This is a genomic window from Novosphingobium sp. ERN07, assembly GCF_012641335.1.
Taxonomy (GTDB): domain Bacteria; phylum Pseudomonadota; class Alphaproteobacteria; order Sphingomonadales; family Sphingomonadaceae; genus Novosphingobium.
The window spans coordinates 45,219-69,790 of sequence record NZ_JABAID010000004.1; the positions used below are offsets into that span (position 1 = coordinate 45,219).

The following is a 24,572-nucleotide window of genomic DNA, read 5'->3' on the forward strand; positions in this document are numbered from 1 at the left end:
GCTGGACTGTCCTGCCTGTCAGTAAGGAACATGCCCCAGCGAAAGCATTCGTAAAAGCCCCTTAACCATGTCTTCATCAGGGAATTTGCCGAAAAACCCTGCCGAAACGGCGGAAATACGCCAATCAATGCCGCCAGTCCGGTTACAGGACACCACGCTTTCAAGAAGTTAACGCAGCGGCAAACCGGATCAACCGAGTTCCACCTGCTCCACATCGTATCCCTTGCCGCGAAGGCCCGCCACCAGCAGATCGATCTGCTCACGATCACGCGCTTCACATTCGATCTCAGCCGTCAGGCCCTTGGCCGGCAGCGAGGTAAAGATGCGCTGGTGCCACACTTCAAGGATGTTGACCTGATAACGGTTGAACTCTTCCACCACCTTGAACAACGCGCCGGGGCGATCCTGCAACGTGATGCGCAAGCGGCCCAGCCGCCCGGACCGCGCCAGATCGCGCAGCAGCACGTTGGCGAGCAGGCGCGTATCGATATTGCCCCCCGTCAGCACCAGACCAATTTTGCGCCCGGCAAAGCGCTTCTTGTGCGTCATCAGCGCGGCCAGCCCTGCCGCGCCCGCGCCTTCAACCACGGTCTTTTCGATTTGCAACAGCAGCGCCACCGCGCTTTCCAGCGCCGGTTCGCCCACCAGCACCACATCATCCACGATCTGGCCTAGCACTGCCGAAGTGAACGTGCCCGGCTCCTTCACCGCGATGCCTTCTGCCAGCGTGTCGCCACCGCAAGGCACTTCCAGATGCTTGAGCTTGGCATACATCGAAGGGAACAGTGATGCCTGAACGCCGACCAGCCCGATAGACGGCTTCAGCGCGCGCGCTGCCGTGCCCATGCCGGTCAGCAACCCACCGCCCCCGATAGGAATCACCAGCGCCTCAAGCTCCGGCACGTCTTCCAGCATTTCCAGCGCGACAGTGCCCTGCCCGGCGGCAACCTGAGGATCGTCGAACGGATGCACGAACGTCAGCCCCAGTTGCCGCTCCATCGAACGGGCATGGGCATAAGCCTCGTCAAACGTCTCGCCTTCCAGCACGACATTGCCGCCAACGGCTTCGGTCTGCATGATCTTCACCGTCGGCGTCGTCTTGGGCATGACGATGGTGACCGGCACCCCCAGCCGCGTGCCGTGATAGCTGAGGCCCTGTGCATGATTGCCTGCCGAAGCTGCAATCACGCCCCGCGCACGCTGTTCCTCGTCAAGCTGCAGCAGCGCATTCAGCGCGCCGCGCTCCTTGTAAGCCGCAGTGAACTGCAGATTTTCGAACTTGAGCCAGATTTCGGCTCCGGTAATCGCACTCAATGTCTTGCTATAGAGCGTCGGCGTGCGCACGACCTGCCCGGCAATCCGTTTCGCCGCCGCACGAACATCGGCGAGAGTCAGCAGGGCGTCCTGCGTTTCGGTCTTGAGCGCTGTGTTTTCCATCGCCAGCGCCCTAACGGAAAGCGGCCTTCAAGAAAACCTCCGACTGCCGGTCAGTTGGCGCTGCCACGCTCCAACAGGCGACGGAACACCGCCACCGGCACTAGCGCGGCCATGATCGCCACCGTATCGGCTATCCAATCGCGCCAGTCCGAATCGCGATAGAGCGACGGGATCGCTTGAATCACTTCGATCCCCGCCCCCACCAGCGAAAGCCACAGTACCGCGCGCAGCAGCGGCAATCGCGGCCAACCAACCCCTGCCAGCGTCGTCAGCGTGAAGAAGGCCAGCATGTGCTGCACCTTGTCGCCCAGATCAGGCCCCGGCAGTTGCGGCGGCTTGGGCAGCACCGCCATGATCAATGCAAAGATCAGCGCAGGCCAGAACAAAAGCCGCGCGGTGCGGGAAAGCAGATGGAGCAATCTTTGCATGGCAGGCGCTTATGGTGCGCCGCAGCACCGCACGCAAGGTGCCACAGGGCTGGCACAACGCCCGAAACTGGATATGAAGCACAGCATGACCGATGAAACCGCAAGCACCTCGCCCAGCAACGTCTCTTTTCTTGGCCTTGGCACGATGGGTGGCGCGATGGCCCGCCACCTTGGCAAAGCCGGGCACAACCTGACCATCTATAACCGCACACCTGCGCGCGCCGAAGCATGGCAGGCGGCCCACCCCGGCCTCGCCGCCCGCATTGCCAGCAGCCCGGCAGAAGCTGCCGATGGCGCAGACGTGGTAATCACCTGCGTCGGCAATGACGATGATCTGGCCGATGTCGTGCTCAGCCCGAACGGCGCGTTTTCCACGCTAAAACGCGGCGCGCTCTATATCGATCACACGACCGTTTCGGCGCGTATCGCCCGCCAGATCGCGGTCGAAGGACGCGACAAGGAACTGCTTTGCGTAGATGCGCCGGTCACCGGCGGCCAGTCAGGCGCGGAAGCCGGAACGCTGGCCATCATGTGCGGGGGCAGTGCCAAGGCGGTGGACGCCGCTCGGCCCATCCTTGCTGCCTATGCCAAGCGCGTTGTCCATGTCGGAAAATCCGGCGCGGGACAGACGGCAAAGATGGCCAATCAGATGTGCATCGCAGGCGCGCTTGCTGGCCTGTCTGAAGCGATCCGTTTCGCGCAAATCGCCCACCTCGATCTGGATAAGGTATTCGAGGCGATTTCAGGCGGCGCCGCGCAATCCTGGCAGATGGACAACCGTTTTCACACGATGGCCAAAGCCGAATTTGACTTCGGCTTTGCCGTCGACTGGATGCGGAAGGATCTGGGCCTTGCAATAGACGAAGCCCGCAACCTTGGCGCAAGCGTGCCGGTCACCGCGCTGGTCGATCAGTTCTATGTCGATGTGCAGGCGATGGGCTATGGCCGCGAGGACACGAGCGCGCTGATCCGCCGACTGCCGCACCGGAAGAGCAAGGCGTGACGATGATGGGAGTTTATCCCGCACGGCAAAGCACCTGCGTTTCCGTCATCCTGAACTTGTTTCAGGATCCATCTCGCCAATCAGCCCAAGGGTCTCGATGGAGAAATGGACCCCGGATCAAGTCCGGGGTGACGAAATTTGCAATGCCGAATGCAAACGGGATAACCACCAAGGCGCTTGGCATCAGCTTGGCAGCACTGCTGCTCACAACTTCCACCGCAGCCCTTGCCGATACGCTGGTCGACAACGTTTCGGGCCGCACGATTGGCACGAACGGTCAGGTCGAACAGTTCACCGGCCTGCTGTTCGACGATGCGGGCATGATCAAACGGCTAATCCGCGCGGGCGACAAGAAGCCCAAACCACGAAAGGAATATCAGTATCATATCGACGGCAAGGGCCGCGTGATGCTGCCCGGCATGATCGATGCGCACGCACACGTCATGGGCATGGGCTTTGCCGCGCTCAGCCTCGATCTGTCCGAAACCACCTCGTTCGCGCAGGCGCTGAACCTGATCGGCAAATTTGCCGCCGAACACCCGGATCGTCCGTGGATCATCGGGCGGGGATGGAATCAGGAAAAATGGAAACTCGGCCGCTTTCCCACCGCCGCTGAACTCGATGCCGTAACCGGTGGCCGTCCTGTCTGGCTCGAACGGGTCGATGGCCATGCTGGATGGGCCAACAGCGCCGCCCTCAAGGCCGCAGGCGTTACTGCCACAACAAAAGCCCCGAACGGCGGCAACATCGAGCGTGCCCCTGATGGCACTCCGCTCGGCGTGCTGGTCGATTCCGCGATGGAACTCGTCGCCGCAAAAGTGCCGCCACCACGCGCCGAAGACCGCGACGTTGCCTTCGCCACCGCGCAGCAGATGCTGTTCAAACGCGGCGTCACTGCTGTGACTGATATGGGCACATCCATCGAGGATTGGCAGACCTATCGCCGCGCGGGCGATGCCAACCGGCTCTATGTGCGCGTGATGGCCTATGCAGCGGGCACCGAACAAATGACGCTGATCGGCGGCCCCGGCCCCTCGCCCTGGCTCTACCAGGACCGGCTGCGGCTGAACGGGGTGAAGCTCTATCTCGATGGTGCGCTGGGATCACGCGGGGCATGGCTCAAGGCACCTTATGCCGATGCCCCCGGCACAAAGGGCTTGCCGCAACTAAACCAGACCCAGCTTGGCAACCTGATGAGCCGCGCCGCAATGGACGGTTTCCAGATCGCCGTTCACGCCATCGGTGATGAAGCCAACGCCACAGTGATCGGTGCGATCAACGACCTGTCAGACACCTACAAGGGTGACCGGCGCTGGCGCATTGAACATGCCCAGATCGTCGATCCAAAGGATTTTGCAAAGTTCGCGAAGAGCGGGGCCGTCGCCTCGATGCAGCCGGTCCACCAGACTTCGGATCGCTTGATGGCTGAAGCAAGGCTTGGGCCGGATCGCCTTGCCGGGGCCTATGCGTGGAAATCACTCAAGACCGCAGGCGTGCGCCTCGCCTTCGGCTCGGACGCGCCGGTTGAACTGGCTGATCCTTGGGCCGGCCTTGCCGCCGCGATCAGCCGCGAAGGACCAGACGGCCAGCCTGCTGGCGGTTGGCAACCGCAGGAACGGCTCGCCCCGGCAGAAGCACTTTCGGCCTATACCGCCGACGCCGCATGGGCCGGGTTCGCGGAAAGCAAATTCGGTCGCCTCGCCCCCGGATTGCGCGCCGATTTCGTGCTGGTCGATGTCGATCCGCTCACCGCCAGCGCGGCACAGGTCCGCGCCGCGAAAGTCAGCGAAACGTGGATCGGTGGCGGCCGTGTCTGGTCGGCGGAAGAAGGAACCGCCGCCACCAAACCCGTGACGAATTAAGGCAGGAGCGGCGGAGTTTGCCCGGCAGCCAGTTCCGCCGCCTTTTCCGCTTCTTCCTCGGCACGCCGCTTGGCGTCGGCCTTTTCGGTGAAGCGCATCAGGATCAGCGTGCCTTCGAACAGGAACAGCAGCGGTATTGCCAGCATAAGCTGCGAAACCACGTCTGGCGGCGTCGCCACGGTCGCCACTGCAAAAATAATGACGATCACATACCGCCGCGCCGTGACCAGTTGCGCACGGCTGACGATGCCTGCGCGGTTCAGCAACATCAGAAGTACCGGCAGCAGAAAGCTGATGCCGAACGCAAGAATGAACTGCATGACAAGGCTGAGGTAATCACCCGTGCCCGGCAGCGCTTCCAGTTGCAGCCCACCCTTGTTGCCTTCAAAGCCGAGAAACCACTTGAACGCGGTTGGCATGACGATGAAGTAGGCAAGGCTTGCCCCCATCGTGAACAGGATCGGCGTGGCGAACAGGAACGGCAGAAACGCCCGCTTTTCCTTCGCGTACAGACCCGGCGCGACGAAAGCCCAAAGCTGGTTCGCGATCACAGGAAAGCTGACGAGAAATGCCGCAAACATCGACACTTTCAGCTCCACAAAGAACGCTTCGTAAAGCTTGGTGTAGATCAGCTTGCCCTGTCCCGGCGGAAAGGCATGGACCAGCGGCTGCGCAAGGATCGCAAAGATATCGTCGGCAAAATAGAAGCTGACCGCGAAGGCCACTGCCAGCGCATAGACGCAGCGCAGCAAGCGCGTGCGCAGTTCCAGCAGGTGATCGAGCAGCGGGGCCTGCGTCTCGTCAATATCCCGGATCATGGCTTCGAAGCCTCCGGCTTTGTCGCCTGTTCAGGCGGCATCGGGCCGATCATCACCGGATCGGACGCCGCATTTGGGACATCCGAAGGTAGCGGCGTGGGGAACGGATCGTTCTGATCGACCGCCGCATCGGGCGTTTGCCCTTCAGCAGCGGCAGCTTCTTGCGCTGCCGTTTCGCGCATGATCCGCTCGTTCTGCTCTTTCCACTTCTTCTCCATCTCCTCCATTTCCGCTTCGCGGATCATCGTTTCGATGCCTGAACGGAAGTGGTTGGAAACGCGGCGCATTTTCGCCACCCAACGGCCTGCAGTGCGCAGGGCGAGCGGCAAGTCCTTCGGGCCGATCACCACGATCGCCACGATGACCAGCACCAGAAGTTCGGACGCGCCGATATCGAACACGGCTATAGCGCCTTTATATCAGCAGCTTACTGGGCCTGATCGGTCGACGTCGGAGCAGGCGCGGGCGCTGCGGGTGGCGGCGTCTGCTGCTGGATCTGTGCAGGCGGCGGGGTAACGGGCTTGTTGTCCTCGTCGGTCATACCCTGCTTGAAGCTTTTGATACCCTTGCCGAAATCGCCCATCATCTCGGAAATGCGGCCACGGCCAAACAGGACCAGCACGACCAGCGCCAGCACGATCAGGTGCGGAAGGGAAAGACCACCCATGTCACTAACTCCTTTGCGCCCCTAGATAGGGACGGCGCGCCCCACTTGCCAGCTATTCCGCACTTTCTTCGTCACGCGGAACAGCGTCTCCCGTGTCCCCATCATCACCCCCCGTCAAGACGGCAAACGCCTCGTCCACGGGATCAAGCAGCCCGGCTGCCCGCAGTTCGTCGATTCCCGGCAGATCGCGGCGTGATTGTAGCCCGAAATGCGTGAGAAATTCGGGAGTTGTCGCATAAATCGTCGGCCGCCCCGGAACTTCGCGCCGCCCGGCAATACGTATCCAGCCCGCCTCCAGCAGCACGTCCAGAGTGCCCTTCGCGGTCTGCACACCGCGAATCGCCTCAATCTCTGCGCGGCTGACAGGCTCGTGATAGGCGACGATGGCGAGCGCTTCGGTGGCCGCGCGCGAGAGGCGTCTTGGCTCTTCCTTTTCGCGGCGGAGCAGATGGGCCAGATCAGGGGCGGTCTGGAAGTGCCAGCGCCCCCCTCGCTCCACCAGATGTACGCCTCGGTGCGCGTAGGTGCATTTCAGTGCACTTAAGGATGAACGCACATCCGCGCCTTCAAGATGCGCAGAAATCTCTTGTTCCGTAAGGGGTTGCTGGGCCGCAAACAGCGTGGCCTCAACTGCGCGTTCAAGGTCGTCAGGCCGCGTCATGTGCGCGCAGCCCGCAACATCAACGGCCCGAATGCCTGATCCTGCGCGATATCCGCCCTGCCCTGCTTCGCCAGTTCTAGCGCCGCGAGAAAGCTCGACGCGAGCGCAGATTTGCGCAGTTGGGGATCACCATCCAGCGGCAGGAACGCCCGCAGATCGGTCCATTCAACAGCGACACCCAACATCTTCGCAACACGCGCCAGCGCCGCATCCAATGTCATCACCGCACGTTCGCGCACCATGTGGACCACCGGCTGATTCCGCTGCTTGATCGCACCATAGGCCTGGATCAGAGAGAAAATATCGCACTTCCACAAGGCCTTGCGATCAACGCGCAACCCCTCTGGCGCGCCTCGCATGAACACTTCACGCCCAACCCGATCCCGCGCCATCAGCCGCGCCCCGGCCTCGCGCATCGCGCCCAACCTTTGCAGCCGCAATTGCAGTTTTAGTGCCAGTTCTTCAGGGCTTGGCTGCACTTCAGGATCGCGTGGGAGCAACAACAGCGATTTGAGATAGGCAAGCCACGCCGCCATCACGAGGTAATCGGCGGCCAGTTCCAGCTTCAGCGCCTTGGCACGCTCAATATAGTCGAGATACTGGCCAACCAGTTCAAGTATCGAGATTTTCCGAAGGTCTACCTTCTGCCGCCGGGCCAGTTCCAGCAGCAGGTCGAGCGGGCCTTCCCAGCCGTCAAGTTCCAGATAGAGCGCCGCATCACCGCTTTGCGCAGATGCCACGCCGCCCCACTCGGCATCATCACCGAACAGCATGGGTTCGGTGAGATCGTCCATCAGGCAAGTTTCAGCAAGCTGTCACGCGTGGCGAGGAGCGTGCGCTGTTCGGCAAGATCGGCGGGGCCATCGAAAGCGGCAGTAGGGGCAAGGGCACGGTCAAGCCGCTGCGCGGTCTTTGCGCTCATGGGGCCAAGCGCCTTGGCGATGCCCACCATGTCGTCCATTTTCGCCCAGCAATTCAGCGCGATATCACAACCCGCCGCCTGCGCGCGCGCCGCGCGATCAGGCACCGCACCGCCCAGCGCCTGCATATCGAGATCGTCAGTCAGCAGCAGGCCATCGAAACCAATGGCCTTGCGAATGATCTCTTCGATCACGAAAGGAGAAAGCGTGGCAGGATTTTCCGCATCCCACGCAGTAAAGCGCAAATGCCCGGTCATGCCGATGGTGGCGTCCTTCAGTGTGCGGAACGGCGCAAGATCCTGCTCCAGTTCCTCTGCCGAGGCGGTGACCAGCGGAGTTTCCTTGTGGCTATCGACCAGCGAGCGGCCATGCCCCGGCATGTGCTTGACAACGCCGGCAATTCCGGCGCGCGCAAGGCCGTCGATCGTGGCCCGGCCCAGCGCGGCCACGCGCATCGGTTCGGTGCCCAAAGCGCGGTCCCCGATCACGTCATGCGCGCCGGGTTGGCGCACATCGAGAAGTGGCAGGCAATCAACGCTGATACCGGCTTCGGCAAGATCCAGCCCAAGCGCATGGGCATTGGCGCGCGCGGCCTCTATCGCGCTGGCGGGCGCGATCTCGTAAAGCCGGTCGAACGCTTCACCCGCTGGGTAGGGCAACCAGACCGGCGGCTTCATCCGCGCGACACGGCCGCCTTCCTGATCGATACAGATGAAAGTGCGATCCCGCCCATGAAGGCTGCGCAGATCATCGGTCAGCGCACGAACCTGTTCACGGGTTTCGACATTGCGACCGAACAGGATGTATCCAGCAGGATTGCAATCGCGGAAAAACGCGCGTTCGTCGTCGGTCAGGACCGGGCCGGACAGGCCGAAGATGGCGGGCAGCATGGGCCTTGGTTCGCGCAGCCGTGCGGGTTTTGCAAGGGCGGTTGCGGCGAAGTTGGGGGAAAAGGGGGCCTAGAACCTGCCTCTCCCTCAGCCTGCGGCTGGCACCTCCCCATTTGTGCTTCGCAAAAACGGGGAGGATTGTGACTGCATGCACCTCCCCATTTTTCCGCAGGACAAATGGGGAGGTGCGAGCGCCGTCAGACGCGGTCGGACGGGCTAATTAGCGTTTTACCTGACACTTCAGGCCGCCGGCCTGCAGCTTGCGGCACAAGGCATCGGCGGCGGCGGCATCACCCGCAACCGCCTGAAGGCGATAGACGGTGCCGATATCGGCCTTGCCTTCGATCACGCGGTGCGACAGGCCCTTGAGCGCTTCGTGATTGCCAACAAGCTTCTGCCAGCCGGCTTCGGCTGTGGCTTTTGACGAGAACGCGCCAACCTGAACACCGACGCCGCCCGTGGCGGGTGCAGCAGCAGGCGCTGCTGAAGCAGCGGCGCTTGGTTTGGCCGATGGCGATGCAGTGGGCGTGGGCGAGGCGGAATTGGCGAGGTTGGCCGAAGGCTTCTGCCCCTCGCTCACCTTGAAGCTGGAATCGCCGGTGCCAGCGAAAGTCTTGCCACCCGGATCGCTCGGCGCGACCTTGTAGGGTTCCTTGCTAGCTTCGATCAGGCTTCCATCGGCATTGTTTGCCACCGAATTGCGATTGCTGGCATACCAGATCCCGCCAATCAGCGCGGCGAGCGCGAGCAGACCTGCCAGCGCAAAGCCGATCAGACGGCCATTGCCGCTGTCTTCTTCTTCGCCATCAACATCGTCAGCGCTTTCCAGCCACGGCAGACGATCTTCATCGCCAAGGGCCAGACGTTGATCACCGACCTGTTCGCTGACAACGTCTTCGGCCAACTGATCAACGTCGTTATTTGAAACGCCGACAGCGGCCCCGCCGCTGCCAAGCGCCCGACGTGCCGCTGCTTCGGGATCGCCCATGACGTCACGCGCATCGTCCGCCAGTTCATCCAACTCCTCGGAGACATTGAACGGCTTCAGCCCTTCGGGCTGCAGCACTGTCTTCTTGTCCCAGTCGTTCTGGTCGTTATCGCCCTGCATGTCTTGTCCTTGCCCCAATATACGGTGACGTCAGAGTTCTTCCGCAGCCTCAACGCCAAGCAGCGCAAGACCATTGCGGATTACCTGCCCGATTTGTGCGGCAAGGAAAAGGCGAGCTGCGGTCAAACCGGAGTCATGTGCCACAATGAACCGTTTCTCAGGCCGATCATTCCCCAGATTGTAATAGGAGTGGAAGGCCGAAGCGAGATCATGGAGGAAGAAGGCGATGCGGTGCGGTTCGCGCGCCACGGCGGCAGCTTCGACGGTGCGCGGGAACTGCGCCGCCAGCTTTACCAGCGCCAGCTCTTCGTCACCCAGCAACCCGAGGTTTTCCGCTGAAGGAACAAAGCCTTCGTCGGCGCCCTTGCGAATGTTCCGGCAGATGCGCGCGTGGGCATACTGCACGTAGAACACTGGGTTGTCCTTGCTGGCTTCAACCACCTTGGCGAAATCGAAGTCCATCTGCGCGTCAGGCTTGCGGGTGAGCATGGTGAAGCGCACCACATCCTTCCCAACTTCGCCCACCACATCAGCAAGCGTTACGAAAGTCCCGGCCCGTTTCGACATTTTCACCGGTTGGCCATCGCGCAGAAGCTGCACCATCTGCACCAGCTTAACCTCGAAAGGCTTGGCCGTGCCGCCATCGGCGCTGGTGAGCGCGGCGACAGCGGCCTTGATCCGCTTTACCGTCCCGGCATGGTCCGCGCCCCAGATATCCACCAGCGCATCGGCATTCTGCGCCTTCTGGAAGTGATAGGCGAGGTCTGCACCGAAATAGGTCCACGCGCCGTTCGATTTCTTGATCGGGCGGTCCTGATCGTCTCCAAACTTCGTGGAGCGGAAAAGCGGCAGTTCGACCGGTTCCCAGTCTTCGAGCGTCTTGCCCTTGGGCGCTTCGAGCTGGCCATCATAGACCAGATCGTGCGCACGCAGCCATTGTTCGGCGGCATCGACCTTGCCCGATGCCTGTAGTTCCGCTTCGGACGAGAAAAGATCGTGGCGGATGCCGAGCGTGGCGAGATCGGCGCGGATCATGTCCATCATCGCGGCAACCGCGCGGGTGCGGAACAGGATGAGCCAGTCCGCTTCGGGCGCGGTGGCATACTGATCACCAAATTCGGCGGCGAGCGCCTGGCCCACGGGCACGAGGTAGTCGCCCGGATAGAGGCCTTCCGGGATCTCGATGCTTCCGCCGAGCGCTTCGCGATACCGCATGTGGACCGAGCGGGCGAGAACATCGACCTGCGCGCCCGCATCGTTGACGTAATACTCCTTGGTGACCTTGTGTCCGCTGTAGGCAAGCAGATCGGCCAGCGCATCGCCCACCACCGCACCACGGCAGTGGCCCATATGCATGGGGCCGGTGGGGTTGGCCGAAACATATTCGACATTCACGACCTTGCCGCCGCCCATCTGCGAACGGCCATAATCGCCACCGCTCTGCGCGATCAAAGCGAGTTCGCCGCGCCATGCGTCATCGGTCAGGCGCAAGTTGATGAAGCCGGGACCGGCGATCTCGGAAGAGACAACGCGCGGTTCCTTTTCCAGTTCGGCCACGAGCGCGGCTGCCAATGCGCGCGGATTGGTTCCGGCGGGCTTGGCCAGAACCATCGCGGCGTTCGTGGACAGATCACCATGCGACGGATCGCGCGGCGGCTCGCACGTAACGGCGCCTCGCGGCAAGCCTGCTGGCAGTGTGCCAGCGGCTTCGAGCGCGGTCAGCGCGGTGTCGATTACCGAAGCGAAATCGGCGTGAAGGTTGATCCGGGCGTCAGTCATGGCCGCGCGGTTAGCCCAATCGCGGCGGGAACGGAAGGGCGCTGTGCGCCCCTACGCTTACTTGCGGACGTTGAACTGCAATTGCGCGTCAGTAAGCTGGAAGCCCACCAGCAGTTCGAAATTGGCGCGGGCAAGCGCGGCCTTCACATCGGGCTGTGACAGCGGATCGACAGCAGCGTCCTGATCACCTGCGCGGCGCTTGCGGGTGATGCGCTTCACCACGTCTTCCGGCAGCGATGCTTCGGCCTTTTCGACATAGGCCGCAGCTTGCGCCTTTGCGCTGGCGCGGGCCTGACCATCGGCAAATTCGATCACGACCTTGCCCAGCCGCTTGGCGACGACAGTGTTGCCGCCACGGATGACAGTGGAGAAATAGGGCAGTTCCACCCGACGTGCGCCGCTGGTGTTGCTGCGGCGGGCCAGCACATCGAAGCTGGCGACCGAATAGAGCTTTTCACCTTCGGAACACTGCGCGCGCAGGTTGGTGATGACCGCTTCTACATCAATCGCTGCCGAATCGGTACGCGCCGGATCGGAGAACAGCGTAACGTCGCCCGTGTAATCAGGGATGCCGACGCGCGGGCATGGATCGCGCAGTGCGGTAACGCCAACGGCATCATCCACCACCAGTTCGCCGCGCTTTCCGCCGCAGCCACCAAGCGCCAGCGCCACCACAAGCGGAGCGCCCAGAAGGGCGAGACGGCGGGCGGATGCGTTCATGGGCACTGTCTATCCTTAAGATCACGGCGGCGCACGCGGCACCGGAATTTGCGCCACCTCTAATCGCCACAATGGCTTTCGGCAATGGCGGTGGGCTGCGCTTGCTGCTAAGTGCCGCTGCATGAACGCCAGCTTGCCAGATATCGCCGCCGAAACGGCCCCCCTACGCCTGCTTATCGCCGCCCCGCGCGGCTTTTGCGCCGGGGTGGACCGCGCCATCGAAATCGTGGAGCGGGCGATCGATCGCTATGGCGCGCCGGTTTATGTGCGGCACGAAATCGTCCACAACCGCTTTGTGGTGGATGGCCTGAAGGCCAAGGGCGCAGTTTTTGTGGAGGAACTGGATCAGGTGCCTGATGGCGCGCCAGTGGTCTTTTCCGCGCATGGCGTGCCCAAAGTGGTGCCGCAGAATGCCAGCGCGCGCGGATTGGACTGGCTGGATGCCACCTGCCCGCTCGTCAGCAAGGTGCATCGTCAGGCCGAACGGCAGGTAGAGGCCGGGCGGCATATCCTGTTCATCGGACACAAGGGACACCCCGAAGTGATCGGCACGATGGGCCAGGTGCACGAAGGCACGATCACGCTGGTGGAAACGGTAGGCGATGTGGCGGGACTGACATTCGCTGCGGATATGCCGCTGGCGTTCCTCACGCAGACCACGCTTTCGGTGGACGATACGGCGGAAATCGTGGCTGCCTTGCAGGCAAAGTTCCCGCAGATCGTGGGGCCGAAGGCGGAGGATATCTGCTATGCCACCTCCAACCGGCAAGCCGCAGTCAAGGCGATTGCCGAGGAGTGCCAGTTGCTGCTGGTGATCGGCGCGCCCAACAGTTCCAATTCACTGCGGCTGGTCGAAGTGGCCGAACGCCTTGGCACGCCTTCGCGGCTGATTCAGCGGGCAAGTGAGATCGATCCCGCTTGGCTGCACGGCGTGACCACGCTGGGGCTTACGGCAGGCGCCTCTGCACCCGAAGTTCTGGTCCGCGAAGTGGTGCAGCGGATCGGGGAGTTGCGCCCGGTTTCGGAAGAGACGGTGACCACTGCCGAAGAAAAGATGGTGTTCAAGCTGCCGCGCCAGCTTCTCGACTAAGGCCTGACAGACATGGCGGTTTACACCCAGATCGGCGCGGAAGAGATGGCCGCGCTTGTGAGCGAATTTGACGTGGGCGAACTGGTTTCGGCCAAAGGCATTGCCGAGGGCGTTTCCAACAGCAACTGGCTGCTGGAGACGACCGGCAAGGATGGATCGGGCGCGCGCTTCATCCTGACGATGTACGAATTCCGTATCGAGCTGGAGGATTTGCCCTACTTCCTCTCGCTGCTCGATCACCTTGCCGCCAAGGGCTGCCCGGTGCCGCGCACGATCCATGATCGCGACGGCGCGCTCTATCGCAGGCGCGGGGAAAAGGCGCTGGCGCTGATTGAGTTTCTGCCCGGCGTTTCGGTGAGCGAGCCGACAGTCGGGCAGGCCCGCGCGGTGGGTGCGGCGCTGGCGCAGATGCACCATGCGGCGGCGGACTTTGCAGGCACGCGCGCGAACGGCATGGGGCTGGCGGAATGGCAGCGGCTGTTCGACGAATGCGGCGCAGACGGGCTGGCCGCGATCGATCCGGCGCTCGCCGGGCTGGTGGCGGAACATCTGCCGAAGGTGGCGGCAGGCTGGCCGACGGACCTGCCCCGCTCTGTCATCCACGCAGACCTTTTCCCCGACAACGTGCTGATGCTGGGCGACAAGGTTACCGGGCTGATCGACTTCTACTTCGCCTGCAACGATTTGATGGCCTATGATGTGGCGGTAACGCACGCGGCATGGTGTTTCGACGCCACGGGACGCACGTTCAACGCCGATCTTTCGAAGGCTCTGCTGGAAGGGTATGAGGCGGTGCGCCCTCTGTTGGCCGAAGAGCGCGCCGCGCTGCCCCTGCTGGCGAAGGGCGCGGCGCTGCGCTTTACATCGAGCCGCGCCTACGATTGGTTGAACACCCCCGCAGACGCGCTGGTGGTGCGCAAAGACCCTATGGCCTTTGCCCGGCGGCTGGAGTTCTATGCCGCCAATCCTGAGGTCTTCGCATGAAGCACGTTCAGATATTCACCGATGGCGCGTGCAAGGGCAATCCCGGCAAGGGCGGCTGGGGCGCGCTGCTGCGCATGGGCGAGCATGAGCGGGAACTGGCCGGGTCTGAAAAGGAAACGACCAACAACCGCATGGAACTGATGGCGGCAATTCAGGCGCTTCAAGCGCTCAAGCAGCCCTGTCAGGTCACGCTTCACACCGACAGCAAGTACGTGCTCGACGGCATCACAAAGTGGGTGTTCGGCTGGCAGAAGAAGGGCTGGAAAACCGCCGACAACAAGCCGGTGAAGAATGAAGACCTGTGGCGGATGCTCGTCGATGCGTCACGCCCGCACAAAATCGAATGGGTCTGGGTCAAAGGCCATGACGGCCACCCGGAGAACGAGCGGGTGGACAAATTGGCAAGCGACGCCGCGATTGCCGCGTAGCTATCGATGAATCGCGCCCCCGCCTGCGCGGGGGTGTTGTGGTCGGCAACTGCCGGTTAAGCCGCCGTCGTGTCGATCACTTCGGCTTCGGGTCCATTCTTCAGGATCGATTCAATCGCGTTCTTGGCGCTGGCCTTGCTCTTGTAGCCTTCCGTCCAGAAGATCGCTTCGCTGTTGTGGCAGAAGTAGGCGACGTATTCCCCGGCCTTGTTCTGGCGGATTTCAAACTTGTGGGCCATCGTGATTCCCCTTGGTTGATCCTGCCGCGAAACTATCACGCAAACACGCGCGGCAAAGCGTCAATCGCGTCCTATCCGGCTGCGAAGCGCGCGGGCGAATAGGCCTTGGCGTCGATCTCTGCCGTCAGCCCGTCGCGCGGCAGGCCCAGCAGCAGTTGTGCGGCAAGGCGCGCGGCGGCAGGGGCTGTCTGGATGCCGAAGCCGCCCTGCCCAGCGAACCAGAACAGGCCCGGCACCACCGTATCGAAACCATAGACCGGCAGGCGGTCTGGCGCGAAGGAGCGCAGGCCCGCCCAGCGCCGCTCTACCGCTGTGATCTTCCAGTCCACGACGTGTTCGAAACGGTCGATGGCGACGGCGACATCAAGTTCCTCAGGCGCAGCATCGCCTGCGACATCGGGGATTTCGTCGTGCGGTGAGAGCCACAGGCGCCCCCCCTGCGGCTTGAAGTAGAAATCCTCGTTGATGCCAAGCGTCAGCGGCAGATCATCTGAAGGCGCTGGATCGGTGCGCGCCTGCACGATGGTGCGCCGCAAAGGTTGAATACCGAGCGGCGCGGCGCCTGCGCGCTGCGCCAGTTCATCGGCCCATGCACCGGCGGCATTGGCGATCACGCCCGCGCGCGCTTCGCCGCTGGCCCAAGCAATGCGCCATCCCCCGCCCTCGCGCTCAATTTGATCGACCCGTGCACGCACGCGTAGCACGGTACCGGTGCGCTTCGATGCGGCAAGATAGTGCTGGTGCAGCCCTGCCACGTCGATATCGGCACAGGCCGGCTCCCACGCGCCGACCACCCATTCGGGCCGCAAGCCCGGAATGCGCGCTTCAAGCGCTGCGCGGCCTTGCAAATGCAGCGTTGCGCCCAGCGCAGAGAAGGTTTCGACGAAGGCTTCCACCTTTTCGCTATCCACCGCCTGCCCCAGATTGAGCGCGCCGCGTGGTGAGAGGAAGCCACCTTCACGCAGGAAGCGCCCCGACGCCATCGTCAGCGGCACGACTGCAGGGCCACCGTATGTCTCTTCCCAGAACGCGGCGGAGCGCCCCGTGGTGTGATAGCCGGGCGTATCCTCAGCCTCCACCAGAAGTACGCGCGCGTGGGGCGCGCATTCGGCGGCGAGGCTGGCTCCTGCCATCCCTGCCCCGATGATCGCAATGTCGAAATCGCCTGCAAACTCGCTCACGCGGACACATCCTGCTGAATGGCGGGGGCCAGTCGGTCGAGAAAGTCGTCTATCGTCCACATCACCTTGTCGCGCACAGCATCGACCTCCCGCAGAAGTTCGTGCCGGGCCTCACGCCCCCACACCACCAGTTGCGCACGTGGAAGACGGCGCGCCGCCTGTTCGATAGCGCGCGAGGAAACCAGACCATCATATCGGGCTGACAGTAGCAGGACAGGCTGTTCAACCCCCTCAAGCACGCCGGGCGCATCCATCGCCAGCATTGATGCATAGCCGCGTTCCACCCAGCGCCACGACCCCGGTCCCATGCCGAGGTAAGGGCGTGTCAGTTTCCAGTGCGCCTCATCGGCATATCGGGCTTCATCATGTGTCAGCAGCGTGCTGCGCGCGGCGATGGTGGTGCCGGGCTTTTCGCTGATCTTCCACGCCATGCGTTCGGGATCACCGAATCGGCACATGGCCTCTGCCACCTTGTGCAGCAGGCGATTCGGCCCCGGCGTGAGGAATCCGAGCATCGGAGCGCTCAAAACAACCGCAACAGGGTTAATTCTTTTTTCCGCGACACTACGCAGAACGAGGTGCCCGCCCATCGAGTGGCCGATGATCACATGAGGTGCGGGCGTGGTGGCGATCCAGTCAGCCCAGAAGGCCGAAAGATCGTCAAGCCACACGGAAAAGTCCGCCACATGGCCAATGTCAGGATGGCCGGAAAGCCTGCCAGAACCGGCTTGTCCGCGCCAATCCATTGCGGTTACGCGCCAACCTTCGCCATGCCAATAGTCGAGTGATTCCAGATACTTTTCATAGAAATCGCCCCGCCCCGGCAGGAACAGAATAGACCCTCGTGGGCCATCGGGCACGTCGCCACCAGCCACCCCCGGCCAATCGATCCGGCGGATCGCATGACCATCTGCTGCGTGCCACACCGCCTCTGTCGCAACGGCCGGAATCGCCCTGCGATCGATCCCACCTGCCATACCCGATTCCATCCCGAAGCGCCTTCTCCTGCGCAAATCCGCGCCAAGGTTTGGTTACCGTTTGGTAAGTGATTGTCCCGTATGCCCCGGACCATGCAGGGGAACTTCATCGTTTACGGATTGGTCGGGGCATTGGCAATCGCGCTGCTGGTTGCTGCCTTTACGGATATCCAACGTCGCCAGATCGACAACTGGCTGAACGCCGCGATTGCGCTGGCCGCACCTGCCTATTGGTGGGCTGCGGGGCTTTCAGTCTGGCCAGACATGGCCGTGCAAGTGGGCCTTGCCGTGCTGACCTTCGTGGTTCTGGCCGGCCTGTTCGCACTGAAGCTTATGGGCGGCGGCGATGTGAAGCTGCTTTCGGCGCTGGCACTGTGGATCGCACCGATGACCTTCCTGAAGCTGCTGCTGATCATGTCTTTGATCGGCGGCGCTCTGACCATCCTGATGGCGATGTGGCACTTCACCGTGACCCGCCGCCGGGATGCCAAGATCCCCTACGGCGTGGCCATCGCCGCAGCGGGCCTGATCACACTGGCCCCCGTTCTGGAGGCCGGATGGCGCTCCGTTACGGGAGCATGAACGGAATATCACAAATTTTAACCAATTTGCCCGAGACATGCGGGCCGGACTTTAAAGGGCGGGACAAGTAGTCATGGACAAGAGGAAGCTGATGCTGCTGGTGGGGGCGCTGATCGTCGCGATCGGCACGGCCTTCGCAGCCAGGAGCCTTTTCGCCGGCGCATCGACGCCTCAGGCAGAAGCTGCGGCCAAGGTGCCGATGGGGGCCAAGGTCCTTGTCGCCCAGCGCGCCCTGCCCGTCGGCACGATCATCACCGCCGATGCCATCAACTTCCAGGCCTGGCCCAAGGACATGGTGCAGGACGCCTACTTCGTCGAAGGCGAAGCGGACATGCAGAAGCTGCTCGGAACCGTGGTGCGCAATCCCATCACGGCAGGCGAACCGGTGACCAAGGGCAACCTCGTTTCGCCCGGTGACCGTGGCTTCCTTGCCGCCGCGCTTGGGCCGGGTATGCGTGCGGTGACCATTCCCGTTTCGGCGCGCACTGGTGTTGCCGGCTTCGTCTTCCCCGGTGACCATATCGACCTTGTTCTGACGCAGACGATCAAGAGTCAGGGCGAAGGTATGGCGCTGAAGGCATCGGAAACGATCCTCAAGAACCTGCGCGTACTTGCCACCGACCAGTCGACCGAACAGGAAATGGTGGAAGGCAAGACCCGCGTCCGCACCTTCAGCACCGTTACGCTCGAAGTGACGCCCAAGATCGCCGAGAAGATTGCCGTTGCCCAGACCATCGGCACGATCAGCCTTTCGCTACGCTCGCTGGCCGACAATTCGGCAGAACTCGAACAGGCGATTGCTTCGGGCGATATCAAGATCCCGACCGGCGTCAGCAAACAGCAGGAAGAAGCCCTGATCAAGCAGGCGATGAACCGTCCGATCGAAGCCACCAAGTCCAGCTTCGTGACCGGTGCCGACGTCTCGCGCTTCCAGCGCGCCACGGCCCCTGTCACCCGCTCGTCGATGGGTGGTGCACCGTCTGCTGGTCCGCAGATCGCAGGCAATGCCGCCCCGATCAAGCGCGGTCCGGTAGTCCGGGTCACCCGTGGCAAACAGACCGAAGACGTCTCGCTGGGGGGTAACTGATCATGAGCGCCTCGGCACTGAACCCGATTGCAAAGGGTAAATCCATGAAACGCCGTCTTTCCACCACGCTTGTCTCGGCCGCGATGATCGCCACGCCGCTGGCGCTGGTTCCGACCGCTGCTACGCTCCACGCACAGAGCACGACCAGTCCTTCGCGCACCGTCACGATCTCCATCGGACGCGGTGAACTGGTGACCGTGCCTGGTCGCATGGCCGACGTCTTCGTCGCCAACGACGATATTGCAGACGTCCAGGTGAAGTCGCCCACGCAGCTCTATGTTTTCGGCAAGTCCGGTGGCGAAACCACGGTCTATGCCAGCAACGCGCAGGGTGCGGTCGTGTGGTCCGCCAACATCCGGGTCGGCAATAACCTCGACTCGATCGACCAGATGCTGCACCTCGCCATGCCTGAGGCCCGCGTCAACGTGGCGACGATGAACAACACGGTGCTGCTGACCGGGACCGTGGCTGCGCCCGAAGACGCCGCCGAGGCCGAACGCCTGGTCAAAGCTTTCGTGGGCGACAAGACCAACGTGATCAGCCGCCTGAAAATGGCAACGCCGCTGCAGGTCAGCCTGCACGTGAAGTTTGCCGAAGTGAGCCGCTCGCTCCTCCGCAACATCGGTGCCAACCTGACGACGATCGACGGTTCGAGCGGCATCAAGTTTGGCATTGGCCAAGGCCGCGGGGCCACGCGCTTCACCACCGATCCCAATCTCCCGTTCGGCGTTGGTGGCGGCAATATCACGACGAGCGGCTACACGTTCGATCCGACTGCCATATCCACGAACAACCCCACCGGCATCGTGGAAAAGCCCGGTAGCGCGCTTGGCGCAGTCGCAACAGGCACCACCATCGCGGGGATGGGCAAGCTGCTCGGGCTAAATCTGCTCGGCGCACTGGATGCAGGCGAAACGCTGGGTCTGGTGACCACGCTTTCAGAGCCGAACCTCACCGCGATTTCGGGCGAAACCGCCGATTTCCTTGCGGGCGGCGAATATCCGATCCCGGTTTCGCAGGGCCTTGGCACCACGTCCATCGAATACAAGAAGTATGGTGTCAGCCTTGCCTACACGCCTACCGTTCTGGCCAATGGCCGCATCTCGATCCGCGTTCGGCCTGAAGTGTCGGAACTTTCCAGCACTGGCGCGCTCAAGCTCGACAGCATCGAAATTCCGGCTTTGACCGTCCGCCGCGCGGAAACCACGGTAGAGCTCGGTTCCGGCCAGTCGTTCATGATCGCAGGCCTGCTCAGCAACAGCGCGCAGAACACGCTGACCAAAATGCCGGGAGCGGGCGACATTCCGATCCTGGGATCGTTGTTCCGCTCGACGAGCTACCGCAAGGGCGAAACAGAACTGGTGATCGTTGTGACGCCTTACCTCGTCAACCCGGTCAACGCCGCAGACATCAAGCTGCCGACCGATGGTTTCCAAAGCCCCAACGATCTCCAGCGCCTGCTCGGCAACATGGATAACGACGGGGTTTCGGGTGGTGAGCGACCCAAGCCGACCGAGAAGGAAGGCACCGTATCGCCGGGGCCAAAAGTCGGCGCGCTCGACGCCGACCGCCGCAACGACAAGAAAGTCGCCAGCGCCCAGCCCGGCTTCAGCATCCAGTGAGAAAGGGACAAGCCATGCGCACGAAACTCAACCGCAGCGCGACAGCAGCGCTCGCCCTCTCGCTTGCGGTAACGCTCTCGGCCTGCTCGGCAAACGCGCCTGAAAACCGTATGCTCAATTCGGTCCACCAGCCGGTGGTCGAACGTGATCGCTATGTTTTCGACGTCGAAACGCTGCCGGGCGGCGGCCTTTCGATGAACGAACAGCGCCGTCTGGCCGACTGGTTCGACAGCCTCGGCCTGAAATATGGTGACAAGATCGCGCTGGACGATCCGCTCCAGTCAAAAGCAACTATCGCCGCAATCGACGGGGTGGCGAGCCGTTGGGGCATGTTCGTGAACGGTCCGGCGCCAATGACGCCCGGCTATGTGGCTGCAGGCGGTGCGCGCATTGTGGTGACCCGCGCCAAGGCTTCGGTGCCCGGTTGCCCTGACTGGTCGGCCAAGTCCGACTTTTCGATGAACAACAAGACCAGCTCGAACTTCGGCTGTGCCATCAACAGCAACCTTGCCGCGATGGTCGCCGACAAGGAACACCTCGTCCAAGGCGCGAACAGCACCGGCGAAACAGTGGTGATGAGCGGCAACAAGGCGATCGACAGCTATCGCTCAGCCAAGCCTACCGGCGAAGGTGGCCTGAAGAACAACGCGACTTCCAACTCCGGCGGCGGGGGGAACTGATCCATGAGCCTGAAGAATTCAACCCGCGATACTTTCGCCGCCTTCATGTGCGATGACGCTGCGCTGGATATCCTGCGTGCCGTTGCCGTCGACATGGGCTGGGCATCGGAAAAGTGCCACCGTGGCGGCCTTCGCAACGCGATCCAGTCGCTTTCGATCACTGCCAGCCCGAACATCCTTATGGTAGATCTGTCGGAGAGCGGCGACCCGCTTAACGACATCAACGCGCTTGCCGAAGTGTGCGAGCCGGGCACCGTCGTTATCGCGGTGGGCCAGGTCAATGACGTGCGCCTCTATCGCGATCTCATCGCCTCGGGCATTCAGGACTACCTGCTCAAGCCGCTGAACCCTGGCCAGGTACGTGATGCTCTGGTTCAGGCGCAGGCGATCTTCACCGCGCCGAAAAGCCATGATCCATCGGCCGTGCGCAAGCACATGTCGATGGCGGTGGTCGGCACACGCGGCGGTGTTGGCGCATCGACGCTGGCCACCTCGCTGTCTTGGCTGTTCAGCACCGATCACAAGCTGCCCACCGCACTCCTTGATCTCGACGTGCATTTCGGCACGGGCGCGCTGACGCTCGATCTCGAACCGGGCCGCGGCCTGACCGATGCCATCGACAACCCCAGCCGCATCGACGGGCTATTCATCGAACGCGCGATGATCCGCGCGAACGACAATCTGGCGATCCTTTCGGCAGAAGCGCCGATAAATTCGCCGCTGATGACCGATGGCAGCGCATTCGTGCAGTTGGAGGAGGAATTCCGCCACGCGTTCGAAATGACCGTAATCGACATGCCGCGCAACATGCTGATCAACTTCCCGCACCTTCTGGCAGATGTGAACGTGGTCGTACTGGCCACCGAACTCAGCCTTGCTGGCGCGCGTGATGCGATCCGTCTGCTGTCGTGGCTGAAAAGCAACGCGGCGCACGCCCGTCCGATTATCGTGGCCAACAAGATCCAGCCCGGCGCGAACGAAATCAGCAAAGCCGATTTCGAAGCCTCGATTGAACGTAAGATCAACTTCATGGTGCCCTACGACATCAAGGGCGCGTCGAACGCAGCCAAGCTGGGCCAGACGTTCGTCGCGGCTAACCGCGCTTCGAAGGCTGGCGGCGTGCTGCGCGACATCGCCCACGCGGTGATCGGTTCGGTCGATGAGGATGGCGGCACCACTGCCGATGCTGGCACCGATGCACGCAAGGCTTCGCTGCTGGGCAAGTTCGATCTCAAGAAGATGCTGGCCAAACCGAAAGCCAAGGCAAACGCCTGAGTGCATTTGGCGAACCAGATGATTGAAGTGACAGGAAGGCACCGGCGATGACGAGCATTCTGCAGCTAGTGGTGATGGCAGTCGGCCTGATGCTGGCGATGGTGCTGGGTTATGCAGCCCTGTCCGGTCCTTCGGCATCGAAGGAAAGCGGGCGCCGCCTGCAATCGGTGCGCTTCCGCCATTCAGACAAAGCGGTCGACAAGGTAGAAGCGCAGTACCGCAAAACGGTTGCGGCCCGCAAGCCGAGCACGATGAAGCTTGCAGGCTCAGGCTCGCGCATGGAAGCGTTGGCTCTGCGCCTGCACCGCACCGGCAAGGGCTGGACGCTCACCCAGTATCTCTATGTCAGCGGCGGATTGGCGCTGGGTATCACGATGCTCGTCTACCTCAAGACCGGCGCACCCGTGATGGCTTTGGCTGCCGGTTTGCTGGTCGGCGCAGGCCTGCCGCACTTCATCGTTGGCTGGGCGATCAACAAGCGGATCGACAACTTTGTCAGCCGCCTGCCCGATGCGCTTGATCTGCTGGTGCGCGGGTTGCGTTCGGGCCTGCCCGTGACCGAAACGCTGGGTGTGGTTGCTGGCGAACTGCCCGGCCCGGTCGGTGAAGAATTCAAGCTGGTGACCGACCGCATCAAGGTTGGCAAGACGATGGAAGACGCGCTGCAGGATACTGCGGACCGCCTTAACCTGCCCGAGTTCAACTTCTTCTGCATCACTCTGGCGATCCAGCGCGAAACCGGCGGCAACCTGGCCGAAACGCTGGCAAACCTTTCGGACGTGCTTCGCAAGCGCGCGCAGATGAAGCTCAAGATCAAGGCGATGAGTTCGGAATCCAAGGCATCGGCCTATATCGTCGGCGCGCTGCCCTTCATCGTCTTTGCACTGATCTACATGATCAACCCCGGCTACCTCGGCAAATTCTTCATCGATGATCGACTGATCATTGCTGGCGTCGGCGGACTCACCTGGCTCGGCATCGGGGCCTTCATCATGGCCAAGATGGTCAGCTTCGAAATCTGAGGGAAAGGGACAGGCCATGATTCAGAACCCGCCCGGACCAACACTCCTCGGCTTCGACGTATACCTTATCGGGTCGATCCTGATCGGCATCGCCGCTGCCGCTGTGATGCTGGCAATCTACGCCGCGATCACTGTGCGCGATCCGATGACCAAGCGCGTCAAGGCGCTGAACGAACGCCGCGAACAGCTCAAGGCCGGGATCGTAACGAACAGCGCGCGCAAACGTGCAAGCATCGTGCGGCGCAACCAGACGACCGACCAGATCCGCGGCTTCCTGGAATCGCTGAAAGTCCTTCAGGACAGCCAGCTCTCCGTGGTCCAGCAGCGTCTGGCACAAGCGGGCATCCGCAAGAAGGAATGGGCGGTTGCGGTCATTTTCGGGCGTCTTGTCGGCCCGATTGTGCTGGGCCTGCTGGGGGCGGTGATCTTCTACTGGTCACAAAGCTTTCCCGAATGGGGTCCGCTCAAGCGTTTTGGCGGCTTTGCGGCGTGCCTTATCCTTGGCTACAAAGGCCCGGATATCTTCGTCCGCAACCTGATCAACAAGCGCACCGCTGCCATCCGAAAGGGCCTGCCCGACGCGCTGGATCTGTTGGTAATCTGCGCCGAAGCCGGTCTGACAGTTGACGCCGCATTCAACCGCGTCGCCCGAGAACTGGGCCGAGCTTATCCCGAACTGGGTGACGAATTCGCGCTTACTGCTATCGAGCTGTCGTTCTTGACTGAACGTCGGCAGGCGTTCGAGAACCTCGCCTACCGCGTCGATCTTGACTCCGTGAAAGGCGTCGTCACCACGATGGTCCAGACGGAACGCTACGGCACCCCGCTTGCCTCGGCCCTGCGCGTGCTGTCGGCGGAATTCCGCAACGAACGCATGATGCGCGCCGAAGAAAAGGCTGCACGCCTGCCAGCGATCATGACGATCCCGCTGATTCTGTTCATCCTGCCCGTTCTGTTCATCGTGATCCTTGGCCCGGCGGCCTGCTCGATCAGCGACAGCCTGATCAACAAAAAGCCCGGCGGCTGATCCCGACCATCACATGGCAAAGCAAACGAAAAGACCCCGCAAGGCATTAACCTTGCGGGGTCTTTTCGTTTGATCTTGCAGAGCT

At 62.4% G+C, this 24,572-nt stretch carries 26 protein-coding genes; 12 read left to right on the forward strand and 14 right to left on the reverse strand.

What is annotated here, in order from left to right; translation table 11 throughout:
• Positions 1-189: 189 nt before the first annotated feature.
• Complete coding sequence (locus HGI47_RS07490) at positions 190-1,437, reverse strand: threonine ammonia-lyase (protein WP_168852211.1); 1,248 nt, start codon at positions 1,435-1,437, stop codon at positions 190-192.
• Positions 1,438-1,487: 50 nt separating this feature from the next.
• The gene (locus HGI47_RS07495; RefSeq protein WP_168852212.1) at positions 1,488-1,865 is read right to left on the reverse strand and encodes a hypothetical protein; all 378 of its coding nucleotides are present in this window, start codon (positions 1,863-1,865) and stop codon (positions 1,488-1,490) included.
• 85 nt (positions 1,866-1,950) lie between these two features.
• Here HGI47_RS07495 and HGI47_RS07500 point away from each other — a divergent pair, with 85 nt between their 5' ends.
• Both HGI47_RS07500 and HGI47_RS07505 read left to right on the forward strand, forming a co-directional pair.
• A complete protein-coding gene (locus HGI47_RS07500; RefSeq protein WP_168852359.1) occupies positions 1,951-2,868 on the forward strand; it encodes an NAD(P)-dependent oxidoreductase in 918 nt (305 codons plus the stop codon).
• 143 nt (positions 2,869-3,011) lie between these two features.
• Entirely contained in the window at positions 3,012-4,730 is a 1,719-nt protein-coding gene (locus HGI47_RS07505; protein ID WP_168852213.1) for an amidohydrolase, read from the forward strand.
• Here HGI47_RS07505 and tatC read toward each other — a convergent pair.
• The 9 genes from tatC to HGI47_RS07550 all read right to left on the reverse strand — a co-directional run bounded on the left by tatC (position 4,727) and on the right by HGI47_RS07550 (position 12,293).
• Positions 4,727-5,548, reverse strand: a complete 822-nt coding sequence (tatC, locus tag HGI47_RS07510) for a twin-arginine translocase subunit TatC (protein ID WP_168852214.1) — start codon at positions 5,546-5,548, stop codon at positions 4,727-4,729. The genes HGI47_RS07505 and tatC overlap by 4 nt on opposite strands.
• The gene (gene tatB / locus HGI47_RS07515; protein WP_168852215.1) at positions 5,545-5,949 is read right to left on the reverse strand and encodes a Sec-independent protein translocase protein TatB; all 405 of its coding nucleotides are present in this window, start codon (positions 5,947-5,949) and stop codon (positions 5,545-5,547) included. Before tatB ends, tatC begins: the two co-directional genes overlap by 4 nt.
• A gap of 26 nt (positions 5,950-5,975) precedes the next feature.
• Positions 5,976-6,215: a twin-arginine translocase TatA/TatE family subunit gene (locus HGI47_RS07520; RefSeq protein WP_168852216.1), complete on the reverse strand. Its 240-nt coding sequence runs from the start codon at positions 6,213-6,215 to the stop codon at positions 5,976-5,978.
• A gap of 52 nt (positions 6,216-6,267) precedes the next feature.
• Positions 6,268-6,876: an SMC-Scp complex subunit ScpB gene (gene scpB, locus HGI47_RS07525; protein WP_168852217.1), complete on the reverse strand. Its 609-nt coding sequence runs from the start codon at positions 6,874-6,876 to the stop codon at positions 6,268-6,270.
• A complete protein-coding gene (locus HGI47_RS07530; protein WP_168852218.1) occupies positions 6,873-7,670 on the reverse strand; it encodes a ScpA family protein in 798 nt (265 codons plus the stop codon). The genes scpB and HGI47_RS07530 overlap by 4 nt, the downstream gene beginning before the upstream one ends.
• Complete coding sequence (gene nagZ / locus HGI47_RS07535) at positions 7,670-8,686, reverse strand: beta-N-acetylhexosaminidase (protein ID WP_168852219.1); 1,017 nt, start codon at positions 8,684-8,686, stop codon at positions 7,670-7,672. Before nagZ ends, HGI47_RS07530 begins: the two co-directional genes overlap by 1 nt.
• 220 nt (positions 8,687-8,906) lie before the next feature.
• Entirely contained in the window at positions 8,907-9,794 is an 888-nt protein-coding gene (locus HGI47_RS07540) for an SPOR domain-containing protein (RefSeq protein ID WP_240950068.1), read from the reverse strand.
• A 30-nt stretch (positions 9,795-9,824) separates the two neighbouring features.
• Positions 9,825-11,573, reverse strand: a complete 1,749-nt coding sequence (gene argS, locus HGI47_RS07545) for an arginine--tRNA ligase (protein WP_168852220.1) — start codon at positions 11,571-11,573, stop codon at positions 9,825-9,827.
• Between the two features lie 57 nt (positions 11,574-11,630).
• On the reverse strand, positions 11,631-12,293 hold the full coding sequence (locus tag HGI47_RS07550; protein ID WP_168852221.1) for a hypothetical protein: 663 nt from the start codon (positions 12,291-12,293) through the stop codon (positions 11,631-11,633).
• A gap of 121 nt (positions 12,294-12,414) precedes the next feature.
• On the opposite strand from HGI47_RS07550, the gene ispH reads away from it, so the two are divergent.
• From ispH to rnhA, 3 genes are read left to right on the forward strand one after another with little or no spacing between them, the layout of a single operon-like run.
• Positions 12,415-13,383, forward strand: coding sequence for a 4-hydroxy-3-methylbut-2-enyl diphosphate reductase (gene ispH, locus HGI47_RS07555; protein ID WP_168852222.1), 969 nt, complete (start codon positions 12,415-12,417; stop codon positions 13,381-13,383).
• 12 nt (positions 13,384-13,395) lie between these two features.
• Entirely contained in the window at positions 13,396-14,367 is a 972-nt protein-coding gene (thrB, locus tag HGI47_RS07560; protein ID WP_168852223.1) for a homoserine kinase, read from the forward strand.
• Positions 14,364-14,795 (forward strand): ribonuclease HI, encoded by a 432-nt coding sequence (gene rnhA, locus HGI47_RS07565; protein ID WP_168852224.1) that lies wholly within the window; start codon positions 14,364-14,366, stop codon positions 14,793-14,795. Before thrB ends, rnhA begins: the two co-directional genes overlap by 4 nt.
• Positions 14,796-14,851: 56 nt before the next feature.
• On the opposite strand, the gene HGI47_RS07570 is transcribed toward rnhA, so the two are convergent.
• The 3 genes from HGI47_RS07570 to HGI47_RS07580 form a co-directional block, all read right to left on the reverse strand.
• Positions 14,852-15,034, reverse strand: coding sequence for a DUF1508 domain-containing protein (locus tag HGI47_RS07570; protein WP_168852225.1), 183 nt, complete (start codon positions 15,032-15,034; stop codon positions 14,852-14,854).
• 71 nt (positions 15,035-15,105) lie between these two features.
• Entirely contained in the window at positions 15,106-16,167 is a 1,062-nt protein-coding gene (locus HGI47_RS07575; RefSeq protein WP_168852361.1) for an FAD-dependent oxidoreductase, read from the reverse strand.
• Positions 16,168-16,211: 44 nt separating this feature from the next.
• Complete coding sequence (locus HGI47_RS07580; protein WP_240950069.1) at positions 16,212-17,192, reverse strand: alpha/beta fold hydrolase; 981 nt, start codon at positions 17,190-17,192, stop codon at positions 16,212-16,214.
• Positions 17,193-17,273: 81 nt separating this feature from the next.
• Between HGI47_RS07580 and HGI47_RS07585 the strand changes: the two genes are divergently transcribed.
• The 7 genes from HGI47_RS07585 to HGI47_RS07615 all read left to right on the forward strand — a co-directional run bounded on the left by HGI47_RS07585 (position 17,274) and on the right by HGI47_RS07615 (position 24,487).
• Positions 17,274-17,774, forward strand: coding sequence for a prepilin peptidase (locus tag HGI47_RS07585; protein WP_240950070.1), 501 nt, complete (start codon positions 17,274-17,276; stop codon positions 17,772-17,774).
• Positions 17,775-17,847: 73 nt separating this feature from the next.
• Positions 17,848-18,861 carry a Flp pilus assembly protein CpaB gene (cpaB, locus tag HGI47_RS07590; protein WP_168852227.1) on the forward strand — a complete coding sequence of 338 codons (1,014 nt, stop codon included), beginning with the start codon at positions 17,848-17,850 and terminating at the stop codon, positions 18,859-18,861.
• Positions 18,862-18,905: 44 nt separating this feature from the next.
• Positions 18,906-20,483 (forward strand): type II and III secretion system protein family protein, encoded by a 1,578-nt coding sequence (locus HGI47_RS07595; RefSeq protein ID WP_206066062.1) that lies wholly within the window; start codon positions 18,906-18,908, stop codon positions 20,481-20,483.
• Positions 20,484-20,497: 14 nt separating this feature from the next.
• Positions 20,498-21,163: a CpaD family pilus assembly protein gene (locus HGI47_RS07600; protein WP_168852229.1), complete on the forward strand. Its 666-nt coding sequence runs from the start codon at positions 20,498-20,500 to the stop codon at positions 21,161-21,163.
• Between the two features lie 3 nt (positions 21,164-21,166).
• Positions 21,167-22,438 (forward strand): pilus assembly protein CpaE, encoded by a 1,272-nt coding sequence (locus tag HGI47_RS07605; protein ID WP_168852230.1) that lies wholly within the window; start codon positions 21,167-21,169, stop codon positions 22,436-22,438.
• Between the two features lie 47 nt (positions 22,439-22,485).
• Positions 22,486-23,460: a type II secretion system F family protein gene (locus HGI47_RS07610; protein ID WP_168852231.1), complete on the forward strand. Its 975-nt coding sequence runs from the start codon at positions 22,486-22,488 to the stop codon at positions 23,458-23,460.
• Positions 23,461-23,476: 16 nt separating this feature from the next.
• Positions 23,477-24,487 carry a type II secretion system F family protein gene (locus HGI47_RS07615; protein WP_168852232.1) on the forward strand — a complete coding sequence of 337 codons (1,011 nt, stop codon included), beginning with the start codon at positions 23,477-23,479 and terminating at the stop codon, positions 24,485-24,487.
• Positions 24,488-24,572: the final 85 nt, after the last annotated feature.

Coding starts and splice junctions, on each gene's coding strand:
- HGI47_RS07490 (WP_168852211.1), bottom strand. CDS start 1,437: ATGGAAAACACAGCGCTCAAGACCGAAACGCAGGACGCCCTGCTGACT.
- HGI47_RS07495 (WP_168852212.1), bottom strand. CDS start 1,865: ATGCAAAGATTGCTCCATCTGCTTTCCCGCACCGCGCGGCTTTTGTTC.
- HGI47_RS07500 (WP_168852359.1), top strand. CDS start 1,951: ATGACCGATGAAACCGCAAGCACCTCGCCCAGCAACGTCTCTTTTCTT.
- HGI47_RS07505 (WP_168852213.1), top strand. CDS start 3,012: ATGCCGAATGCAAACGGGATAACCACCAAGGCGCTTGGCATCAGCTTG.
- tatC (WP_168852214.1), bottom strand. CDS start 5,548: ATGATCCGGGATATTGACGAGACGCAGGCCCCGCTGCTCGATCACCTG.
- HGI47_RS07520 (WP_168852216.1), bottom strand. CDS start 6,215: ATGGGTGGTCTTTCCCTTCCGCACCTGATCGTGCTGGCGCTGGTCGTG.
- scpB (WP_168852217.1), bottom strand. CDS start 6,876: ATGACGCGGCCTGACGACCTTGAACGCGCAGTTGAGGCCACGCTGTTT.
- HGI47_RS07530 (WP_168852218.1), bottom strand. CDS start 7,670: ATGGACGATCTCACCGAACCCATGCTGTTCGGTGATGATGCCGAGTGG.
- nagZ (WP_168852219.1), bottom strand. CDS start 8,686: ATGCTGCCCGCCATCTTCGGCCTGTCCGGCCCGGTCCTGACCGACGAC.
- HGI47_RS07540 (WP_240950068.1), bottom strand. CDS start 9,794: ATGCAGGGCGATAACGACCAGAACGACTGGGACAAGAAGACAGTGCTG.
- argS (WP_168852220.1), bottom strand. CDS start 11,573: ATGACTGACGCCCGGATCAACCTTCACGCCGATTTCGCTTCGGTAATC.
- HGI47_RS07550 (WP_168852221.1), bottom strand. CDS start 12,293: ATGAACGCATCCGCCCGCCGTCTCGCCCTTCTGGGCGCTCCGCTTGTG.
- ispH (WP_168852222.1), top strand. CDS start 12,415: ATGAACGCCAGCTTGCCAGATATCGCCGCCGAAACGGCCCCCCTACGC.
- thrB (WP_168852223.1), top strand. CDS start 13,396: ATGGCGGTTTACACCCAGATCGGCGCGGAAGAGATGGCCGCGCTTGTG.
- rnhA (WP_168852224.1), top strand. CDS start 14,364: ATGAAGCACGTTCAGATATTCACCGATGGCGCGTGCAAGGGCAATCCC.
- HGI47_RS07570 (WP_168852225.1), bottom strand. CDS start 15,034: ATGGCCCACAAGTTTGAAATCCGCCAGAACAAGGCCGGGGAATACGTC.
- HGI47_RS07575 (WP_168852361.1), bottom strand. CDS start 16,167: ATGGCAGGAGCCAGCCTCGCCGCCGAATGCGCGCCCCACGCGCGCGTA.
- HGI47_RS07580 (WP_240950069.1), bottom strand. CDS start 17,192: ATGGCAGGTGGGATCGATCGCAGGGCGATTCCGGCCGTTGCGACAGAG.
- HGI47_RS07585 (WP_240950070.1), top strand. CDS start 17,274: ATGCCCCGGACCATGCAGGGGAACTTCATCGTTTACGGATTGGTCGGG.
- cpaB (WP_168852227.1), top strand. CDS start 17,848: ATGGACAAGAGGAAGCTGATGCTGCTGGTGGGGGCGCTGATCGTCGCG.
- HGI47_RS07595 (WP_206066062.1), top strand. CDS start 18,906: ATGAAACGCCGTCTTTCCACCACGCTTGTCTCGGCCGCGATGATCGCC.
- HGI47_RS07600 (WP_168852229.1), top strand. CDS start 20,498: ATGCGCACGAAACTCAACCGCAGCGCGACAGCAGCGCTCGCCCTCTCG.
- HGI47_RS07605 (WP_168852230.1), top strand. CDS start 21,167: ATGAGCCTGAAGAATTCAACCCGCGATACTTTCGCCGCCTTCATGTGC.
- HGI47_RS07610 (WP_168852231.1), top strand. CDS start 22,486: ATGACGAGCATTCTGCAGCTAGTGGTGATGGCAGTCGGCCTGATGCTG.
- HGI47_RS07615 (WP_168852232.1), top strand. CDS start 23,477: ATGATTCAGAACCCGCCCGGACCAACACTCCTCGGCTTCGACGTATAC.